Genomic DNA, 9974 nt, shown 5'->3' on the forward strand with positions numbered 1-9974 from the left:
ATCAATCTTAATCATATGTTTAAAGTTAACTTAATAAAGAACTGTGTTCTTATTGCCTTGGTATCCTTAGGTAACACCTCTTTTGCACAGAAAAGCTGGGAAACTATCGACTCTGCTGCTACTGTATCTTCAGATACCATAAAGAAGGGTAAAAACATCCTTGTATTCATTAATCAGTCAAAGAGCTTTAGCGTTGAAGTGAAAGACCGCCTTATTGATGTATTTTTCAAGGTCTACCCTAAAGAAGTAAAAACTTATAACAAAAGTTCAATCAGGAAAGTGATCTTCATTATTGATCCAGGATATGATGGCGTTGCTGCAACTTCTGGTGATATCGTTCGCTTTAATCCGGAATGGTTTAGGAAAAACCCAGGAGACGTTGATGTAGTTACCCATGAAGTGATGCACATTGTGCAAAGTTATCCAGGTGGAGCCGGACCTGGTTGGATTACAGAAGGTATTGCGGATTATGTACGCTTGACAATGGGTGTAGATAATAAAGGCGCAAACTGGAAAGTACCTGAATATACCGATAAACAGTCTTATACCGATGCTTATCGTGTTACTGCCCGCTTTTTATACTGGTTAGAAAAAAACAAGGATAAAGGACTCGTTAAAAAGTTAGATCATGCTATGCGCTCAAAAAAGTATACGGAGGACTTTTGGGTTAAGAATACGGGAAAAACAGTGGATCAGCTTTGGGACGAATACAGTAAGAAACCGGCTATCGGATAAAGGGTTTTGATTAACCTAAACCCTATCTTTTACTTAATGTATCTATAAATAGTCTATGAAAAGTCCATGTTGAGTCCGTATTTTTGTGCAGAAACACGGACTCAACATGGACTTTTCATAGATTCATTATAGGATGGAAGATAATCGGGTATAACCTTTCCAGGTTTTCCTACATCTCATTTCTTGTTTCTGACCCTGTCTATATTGTCCTTAAGCGATACGCTTTCCGAGAATTTTTAGTCCCCTCTCCTGCCCATCAAGGACTGCTATATTGGGTAATGTTGCCCAATCTTCGAATCCAAAGTTCCTGAATAACTTTAAACTGGGTTCGTTATGTGCAAAAATATAGCCAAGAAGGGTTTTTATGCCAAACTGAGGGGTGGTATCAATGCAGTACTTTAAAATTTCTTTGCCTAACCCTTTACCTCTATGTGTGGCATCCAGATAAATACTAATTTCCACAGTGGCATGGTAGGCGGGACGGCCGTAAAAGGATTGAAAGCTTACCCAACCAATGGTATTGTGATCGGAATCTTCTACTACCCAAAGAGGCCTATTATCGGGAGTATGTTCTTCGAACCATTTTTGTTTGCTTTCAAGGGAAACAGGTTCTGTATCTGCAGTGACCATTCTGGAGGCTACGGTTGAATTGTAGATCTCAACTACTTTTTTCAGGTCTTCCTGGACTGCATCTCTATATTTTAAAACTGACATAAAAGGATTATCGTTTTGAAAACTGCATTTGCTTTCTGCTGCAAAAGTAGTAAAGTAAACAGGAAGTTTAGCGGTTATAAAAGGGGAAGAACGGATTTACTTTCGGATTTAAACTTACAATAAATTGCGTTAAACGATACCACTGTGTGGGCCATCTATATAGATTTGCCCAGCAAAAAAAAGCGTTTCTTTAACCAACTCGTTTAAAATCGCTTTAACTTCAGCACCGAATATTTTATGTTGATGCTGAATGAAGAGAGGAATTAAACCGATTACGAATTATTACTATTTATAATTAGATTGCTAAATTTATTAGTATTTTAGCATTTCTATTATCAGGAAATATGGCCATCATCTCTAATCATCGGAACATAGCGCATTTTGATCTTGATACTTTTTTTGTCAGCGTGGAACGGCTCAAAAACAGCAAACTGGTCAACAAGCCTGTCATTGTAGGTGGATTGAGTGATAGAGGGGTTGTTGCGGCATGTAGCTATGAAACGCGTGCTTTTGGCGTGCACAGTGCCATGCCAATGAAACTTGCACTTCGCTTATGTCCTGACGCCAATGTGGTTCGGGGAGATCATGATAATTACAGTCACTATTCCCGTATTGTAACAGATATTATCAGACAAGAAGTTCCTGTTTTGGAGAAAGCCAGTATTGATGAGTTTTATCTGGATTTAACAGGGATGGACAAGTTTTTTGGTTGCAGCAAGTTTACCGGGGAGCTGAAACATAAGATCATGAAGGAGACTGGCCTCCCCATTTCATATGCGCTTGCTTCTAATAAACTAATTTCTAAAGTAGCCACCAATGAAGCGAAACCTAATGGGCAGATTGAGATTGATTATGGTCAGGAGAAACCTTTCCTGGCACCATTGAAGATTGAGAAAATGCCTGGAATTGGAGATAAAACATCCAAATTACTTCGGCAGATGGGGATTGATACCATCCGGACGCTTAGTGAAATTCCACTTAGATTGATGGAGAGCCGATTTGGAAAGAATGGGATTGACCTGTCCAGGAAAGCAAATGGCATTGATTTTTCGCCTGTGGTGCCTTTCTCGGAACAAAAGAGCATTGGAAAAGAGGATACTTTTGAGAATGATACGATCGATATGCAGTTTCTTCACAGTGAACTGGTTCGGATGACTGAGAACATTGCTTTCCAGCTTCGGCAACAGCATAAGCTCTGTGGATGTGTTACGGTTAAGCTTCGCTATTCAAATTTTGATACGTATACCCGGCAGGCGAGTATTTCTTATACGGCTTCGGATGATGTGATTCTGCAGACGGCTAAGGAATTGTTTAAGCGGTTGTATGACAAAAGAATGCTGGTGAGGCTAATTGGCGTGCGACTAAGTGACCTTGTTTATGGGCAGCATCAGATTGATTTATTTACGGAAACAGAAGAAAGTGTCCGGCTTTACCAGGCACTGGATCATATCCGTACACGGTTTGGGGAAGATGCTATATTCAGGGGGACTGCAAAGCATTTAAGAAATCCGAAATGTACTTAAACTGCAAGACTTATTTTAGTTATCACTACGGTACTTATAGTACGGCAGAACTGGTTAAGCAGGCCTTGAGTCAGCAGGTCCGTTCTTTGGCCCTGACGAATATTAATGGCACTCCTGATGTTTGGGAGTTTGTGAAGCTCTGCAGAGAAGGGAATATCAAGCCTCTGGTGGGCTGCGAAATAAGGAATGACCACCGGTTTTGTTATATCCTGCTGGCTAAAAATGAAATTGGCCTAACGGATATTAATCGGTTTTTATCTGAACATAAAAGAGATAAAACCGCATATCCCGATCGTCCGGACTTAGGTGATGACGTTTATGTAATTTATGCGTTAAATAAGTTTGATCCGGCAGCGCTTAGAACCAACGAATTAATAGGTGTTAAACCTGCTGAGGTGAATAAACTTTACAGGGTACCAGCAGCGCTGCATCCGGACAAGTTTGTGGTGAGACAGCCTGTTACGTTCCAGAATACACGTTACTTTAGTTTACATCGTCTCTTGCGGGCGATAGATCTGAATACCTTGTATACAAAACTTAATCCGGAAGATTTAGCTGGAAAAGATGAAACGTTCAAACTGGAATCGGAGATCATTTCCACTTTTGAAGAACACCCTACTATCCTTAACAGAACCAATTTACTCGTTGAAGAATGTGGAATTGAAACGGAACTTAAGACGGATAAAAACAAAAAGTGCTATACCGGTTCCTTGCAGGAAGACCGCAAACTTTTAAAAAAGCTTGCCTTAGAAGGGATTAAAAAGAGATATAAAAATGCTACTCAGGAGATTGAAGATCGCATTAATAAAGAGCTGAAGGTAATTGACAAGTTAAACTTTAATGCCTATTACCTCATGGTATGGGATGTGATTAAGTTCGCTCAGGCATCAAATTTTTTCTATGTGGGTCGTGGTAGTGGGGCTAATTCCATTGTTGCCTACTTGTTGGAGATTACGAATGTTGATCCTATTAAGCTTGACCTTTATTTTGAGCGTTTCTTAAATGAGTTTAGAACGTCGCCACCAGACTTTGACATTGACTTTAGCCATAAGGATCGGGATGCAGTGATCGGCTATATTTTTAATCGCTATGGTGAAAATCATGTTGCTTTACTGGGTATGTACAGCACGTTTAAGCGGCGGGCAATTATCCGAGAATTAGGAAAAGTAATGGGTTTGCCAAAAGCGGAAATAGATAGACTGGTGAGAAACCAGCAAGTTCGGTTGCCTGAAGATAGCTGGCAACACAAGATAGAGCAATTTGGCAGTTTATTGCTGAAGTTCCCTAATCATCATAGTATTCATGCTGGGGGAATGCTGATCTCCGAAAACCCTATCTATGCTTATTCGGCTCAGGAAATGCCGCCTAAGGGATTTGCTACTTCGCAAATGGATATGATCCTGGTAGAAACAATCGGCTTGTTTAAGCTTGATATTTTAAGTCAGCGTGGATTGGGGCATATAAAAGATACGATCAGTCTGGTTAAAAAAAACAAGGGCATTACGATCGATATTAATCGTGTTGACGATTTCATGCAGGATGAAAAAGTCGCCGCACAGATTAGAAAGGCAGATACAATTGGTTGCTTTTATATTGAAAGTCCGGCTATGCGTCAATTGCTATTAAAGTTGAAATGCGATGATTACCTGACACTGGTTGCTGCCAGTTCTATCATTCGTCCCGGTGTGTCGCAATCCGGTATGATGAAGACTTATATTCATAATTACCATCATCCGAATCAGGTTAAATATCTGCATCCGAAGATGGAAGATTTGCTTCAGGAGACCTATGGGGTAATGGTTTATCAGGAGGATGTGATTAAAGTGGCCCATCATTTTGGGGGTCTGAACATGGCGGAATCAGATATTTTGCGGAGAGCTATGTCGGGAAAGTATCGTGGCACAAAAGAGATGGATCGGCTGCAACAAAAGTTCTTTGCCAATTGTGAGGAACGGGGGTATCCGGAAAAGATCAGTCTGGAAGTATGGCGGCAGGTTGCAAGTTTTGCAGGATATTCCTTTAGTAAAGCACATTCTGCCAGTTTTGCGATTGAAAGTTACCAGAGCCTCTACCTGAAAACGTATTATCCGATGGAATTTATGGTCGGTGTGATTAATAACTTTGGAGGGTTTTATAGAACTGAATTTTATTTCCATGAGCTTAAGCGTGCGGGGGCTAAAGTACATGCTCCCTGTGTGAATAACAGTGAGCTGTTTACTTCGATTATTGGCGATGAGGTCTATGTAGGTTTGATTCATATTGAAAAGTTAAATGATAGTCTGAAAGAGAAGATTCTTTATGAAAGGCATCACAATGGTTTGTTTCAAAGCTTGAAAGATTTTATTGAACGGGTGCAACCTGGATTAGAGCTACTTAATATTTTAATCCGGATTAATGCCTTACGCTTTACCGGTATAAACAAAAAAGACTTGTTATGGCGGGCTAATTTCATGCAAAAAAGAGCAAAGGATCAAGCTGTAGTAGCGGTCTTATTTCAGGAGGAGGAAGTAGAATTTCAACTTCCGGAACTGTATAGTAATCCCTTGGAAGAAGCTATTGATGAAATTGAGATCCTGGGGTTCTCACTGGGTGATTTATTTAGTTTGGCTGATACCGATCGGGCAGGAATTACTTTGGCTACAGAACTCTCGGCTCATGTAGGGAAAGATGTGACAGTGACCGGAAGGCTGGTTACGACTAAAGATTCCTGGACAAAAAAAAATGAACATATGATGTTCGGGACCTTTCTTGATGAGCAAGGTAACTGGCTGGATACGGTTCATTGGCCCAACTCTATTGTAAAGTTTCCTTTTTTAGGGAATGGATTCTATAAGATGACAGGTAAAGTCATGGAAGATTTTGGCGTATATGCTGTTGAAGTGAGTTCAATGGTTAAAATTGGCTACAAAGTGTAGGACTGAAATATCATTATGGGGTCATCTCTTTTCAGCTTATAGGGATATCGGGAAAATCCGATATATCTTTATATCATGAATCAGGTAGAGATATTTAAAGCGCTTTCAAATAAAACCAGATTACAGATTTTAAATTGGCTTAAAGAACCGGAAGTTAACTTTCCGGAACAGCTGGATAATGGCTTTGAAGAAGGAGTCTGCGTAGGTCAGATCCAAAAAAAAGCAGGACTTACCCAATCTACCGTATCTGAGTATTTATCAACTCTTCAGCGTGCTGGTTTGGTTAAATCTACCCGTGTAGGTCAGTGGACCTATTACAAAAGGAACGAAGAAGCATTTTCTATTTTAAGCCAGATCATACAATCAGAACTATAATTAAAAAAATTCGATATGAATAATGAAAGTTTGTTCAGACCTTTTCAGCTGAAATCATTAAATATTAAAAACAGGATTGTGATGGCGCCTATGACGCGTTCATTTTCACCCGATGGTGTTCCTACTGCAAATGTTGCGGCATATTACCGTAAAAGGGCAGAAGGTGAAGTAGGATTAATCCTTTCAGAAGGAACAGTAATTGACCGTATTTCTTCTTCTAATGACGCTAGTGTTCCTCATTTTCATGGCGAGCAGGCATTAGCAGGATGGAAGAATGTGATTGATGGCGTACATCAGGCAGGTGGTGAGATGGGTCCCCAATTATGGCACATGGGAATAATGGATAATCATCATTCAGGATGGTTGCCTTCTGAGCCATTTGAAGGTCCTTCTGGTTTAAACAGACCCGGTTTTAGTAATGGCAGAACGATGACTGAAAGCGATATTGCGGATACCATTATTGCTTTTGGTAAGGCTGCAGCTGATGCAAAAAGATTGGGCTTTGATTGTCTTGAACTTCATGGTGCGCATGATTACCTGATCGATCAGTTTTTTTGGGAAGAAACCAATAAACGCACAGACGTTTATGGCGGCAAAACATTGCCGGAACGAAGCAAGTTTGCGATTGAAGTGATTAAGGAAGTAAGAAGACAGGTGGGAGAGGATTTTGCGATAATCATTCGGCTATCTCAATGGAAACCTGCAGATTATTCATACAAATTAGCCAAAACACCTCAGGAAATGGAAGCATGGCTTAATCCAATGGCTGATGCTGGGGTGGATATCTTTCATTGTTCACAACGTCGGTTTTGGGAACCTGAGTTTGATGGTTCAGACCTAAACTTTGCTGGATGGGCTAAAAAACTAACAGGAAAAGCAACTATTACCGTTGGTTCTGTAGGTTTAACAGGTGAATTTCTGGCTGCTTTTGCAGGAGAGAGCTCTCAGCCAAGTTCATTGGATGAACTCATCCGCCGTATGGATAGAGGCGACTTTGACCTTGTAGCAGTAGGCAGACCTTTATTATCAGATCCAAATTGGGTTAGAAAAATAAGAGAGAAGGATACCAGTGATTTAAAGGGATTTACGAAAGAAGCACTTGCTCAACTGGTTTTAGAGTAATAGTATAACCTCCCTTATTATAGGACAGAAGATTTATTTAAAATCTGTTTAGACTCCTCAAAGCTGCCAGTCTATCTTTGAAAAGGCATAATACGTATTACTACAAAGGGCAATCTTCTTATGGAAGATTGCCCTTTGTAGTAATACGTATTAGTTTTAGAGGTCAATCACAATTCAGTTATCTCCTCTATAAGAGAACGTTCTGATGTTTGCTTAAGAAATCTTGATAAGCTAATTGAATTCCTTCTGGTAGCTCAATTGTATGTTCCCAACCGTAACCATGGAGTTTGGAAACATCCATTAATTTCCGGGGAGTGCCATCGGGCTTGCTGGTATCAAACTCAATACGACCTTCAAAGCCTATCACATCTTTTACCAATTCAGCCAACTCTTTAATCGTCACATCTGTACCGGTTCCTATGTTGACCAAACCGGGTTCATTGTAGTGCTGCATCAGATAATAACAGGCTTCTGCAAGGTCATCTGCATATAAGAACTCCCTCATCGGCGTTCCTGTTCCCCATATCACCACTTCTTCAGCTCCGCTTTGTTTTGCTTCATGAAAGCGCCTGATCATGGCAGGTAAAACATGTGAATTTTGTGGATGATAGTTATCATTTAAACCATAAAGATTGGTAGGCATGACAGATATGTAATTACATCCATATTGATCACGGTAGGCATCGCACATCTTTATTCCTGCTATCTTCGCAAGAGCATAAGGCTCATTGGTATATTCCAGGGGGCCTGTTAACAAGTACTCTTCTTTTAAGGGCTGAGGTGCCATTTTAGGATAAATACAGGAGGAGCCCAGAAACATTAATTTCGTAACCCCATTAAGGTAGGAATTATGGATAATATTATTCTGTATACATAGGTTTTCGTACAAAAAATCGGCCCTGTAAGTACTATTAGCGACAATCCCTCCTACTTTTGCTGCGGCAAGAAAAACATAATCTGGTTTTTCTGTTTTAAAAAACCCTGTAACAGCGGCCTGATCACGAAGATCAAGTTCTTTAGAACCTCGTGTTAAAAGGTTTGTGAATCCTTCGGCCTTTAGTTTTCGTGTTATTGCTGAGCCAACCATTCCATTATGGCCGGCAACATAAATTTTACTCGTCTTTTCCAAAAGGTTTATTTTATATAAAAACTAATGCGAAGTACGAGTATACAACTCTAAGCCGCATTAGTTTAAACGAATGAATTAAATTATTCAAATTGATTTTTAACAGCATAACCCAGTTCTTTAAGCGTGCGTTCTTTGCGGAACAGCTCTACATCTGAAGTCATCATGTCTTTTACCAGTGCTGGCAGATCATATTTAGGAATCCATCCCAGCTTGGTGTTGGATTTAGTTGGATCACCGATCAATAGTTCAACTTCTGTTGGACGGAAATAACGGGGATCGACGGCAACAACCTGAGTGCCGGCTTCAACCTGGTATTCGGAATTAGCGCAGGAAACAACGAACCCTTTTTCCTCAATTCCTTCTCCTTTGAACTCAATATGGATACCTACTTCTCCAAAAGCCATCCGGATGAAATCACGAACGGTAGTAGTAACACCTGTAGCAATGACAAAGTCTTCAGGAACTTCCTGTTGCAGAATCAACCACATGGCTTCTACGTAATCCTTGGCATGGCCCCAATCTCTTTTGGCATCCAGGTTTCCAAGGAATAAGCTACTCTGCATTCCCAGGGCGATCTTAGATACCCCTCTTGTGATTTTACGGGTTACGAATGTTTCTCCGCGCAACGGGCTTTCATGGTTAAACAGAATTCCGTTACATGCAAATATACCGTAGGCCTCACGGTAGTTGACCGTGATCCAATACGCATACATTTTAGCCACAGCATAAGGAGAGCGCGGATAAAAAGGTGTCGTTTCTGATTGAGGAACTGCTTGTACCAATCCATATAATTCGGATGTGGATGCCTGATAGATTTTAGTCTTTTTAGTTAAGCCTAAAATACGAATAGCCTCAAGCAAACGAAGCGTACCAATACCATCTGCATTTGCAGTATATTCCGGTGTGTCAAAACTTACCTTCACATGGCTCATGGCCCCAAGGTTATATATTTCATCAGGTTGTACCTGCTGAATGATACGGATCAGGTTAGTGGAATCGGAAAGATCGCCATAATGTAAAAAGAAACGAACATCTTCGTCATGCGGATCCTGGTATAAATGATCAATACGATCGGTATTAAACATGGAACTTCTGCGTTTTATACCATGTACTTCATATCCTTTGGATAATAGTAATTCGGCAAGATATGCACCGTCCTGACCTGTGATACCTGTTACTAAAGCCTTTTTTCTCATTTGCAATTTTTTAATTCTTAACTATTTTGAAATATTATGATAGAACAGATTAGACAATTTATACACTTAGCGCTATTTCCTAAACGATATATTACCTAACACTAAATAACCATTTCTATTTTGGTAGTAAATATAAGTTGATAATTCAAAATCATCAACAGATTTCATATTTTATTATGAATTCCACTACAGTTATAGCTTTTTAAACTTATATAATTATTAATATTAGCTCGAGATTCTAAATCAATTTCATCAGATACTGTCC

At 39.9% G+C, this 9974-nt stretch carries 8 protein-coding genes; 5 read left to right on the forward strand and 3 right to left on the reverse strand.

Features of this window, described 5'->3' with window-relative positions:
* Positions 1-15 precede the first annotated feature (15 nt).
* On the forward strand, positions 16-735 hold the full coding sequence (locus BFL47_RS16895; protein ID WP_069660974.1) for a basic secretory protein-like protein: 720 nt from the start codon (positions 16-18) through the stop codon (positions 733-735).
* A gap of 210 nt (positions 736-945) precedes the next feature.
* Here BFL47_RS16895 and BFL47_RS16900 read toward each other — a convergent pair whose 3' ends face one another.
* Positions 946-1449 (reverse strand): GNAT family N-acetyltransferase, encoded by a 504-nt coding sequence (locus BFL47_RS16900; RefSeq protein WP_069660975.1) that lies wholly within the window; start codon positions 1447-1449, stop codon positions 946-948.
* Positions 1450-1793: 344 nt separating this feature from the next.
* Here BFL47_RS16900 and dinB point away from each other — a divergent pair, with 344 nt between their 5' ends.
* From dinB to BFL47_RS16920, 4 genes are all read left to right on the forward strand, one after another.
* Entirely contained in the window at positions 1794-2972 is a 1179-nt protein-coding gene (gene dinB, locus BFL47_RS16905; protein ID WP_069660976.1) for a DNA polymerase IV, read from the forward strand.
* Positions 2963-5887 (forward strand): DNA polymerase III subunit alpha, encoded by a 2925-nt coding sequence (locus BFL47_RS16910; protein WP_069660977.1) that lies wholly within the window; start codon positions 2963-2965, stop codon positions 5885-5887. Before dinB ends, BFL47_RS16910 begins: the two co-directional genes overlap by 10 nt.
* Before the next feature lie 75 nt (positions 5888-5962).
* A complete protein-coding gene (locus tag BFL47_RS16915; RefSeq protein WP_069660978.1) occupies positions 5963-6262 on the forward strand; it encodes an ArsR/SmtB family transcription factor in 300 nt (99 codons plus the stop codon).
* Positions 6263-6277: 15 nt separating this feature from the next.
* Positions 6278-7384 (forward strand): NADH:flavin oxidoreductase, encoded by a 1107-nt coding sequence (locus BFL47_RS16920; RefSeq protein ID WP_069660979.1) that lies wholly within the window; start codon positions 6278-6280, stop codon positions 7382-7384.
* A 187-nt stretch (positions 7385-7571) separates the two neighbouring features.
* Here the strand turns inward: BFL47_RS16920 and fcl are convergent, their stop codons facing one another.
* Both fcl and gmd read right to left on the reverse strand, forming a co-directional pair.
* Positions 7572-8513 (reverse strand): GDP-L-fucose synthase, encoded by a 942-nt coding sequence (gene fcl, locus BFL47_RS16925; protein ID WP_069660980.1) that lies wholly within the window; start codon positions 8511-8513, stop codon positions 7572-7574.
* Positions 8514-8593: 80 nt separating this feature from the next.
* Entirely contained in the window at positions 8594-9709 is a 1116-nt protein-coding gene (gene gmd, locus BFL47_RS16930) for a GDP-mannose 4,6-dehydratase (protein ID WP_069660981.1), read from the reverse strand.
* Positions 9710-9974: the final 265 nt, after the last annotated feature.

Source organism: Arcticibacter eurypsychrophilus (assembly GCF_001730525.1).
In the GTDB taxonomy this organism is placed as follows: Bacteria; Bacteroidota; Bacteroidia; order Sphingobacteriales; family Sphingobacteriaceae; genus Arcticibacter; species Arcticibacter eurypsychrophilus.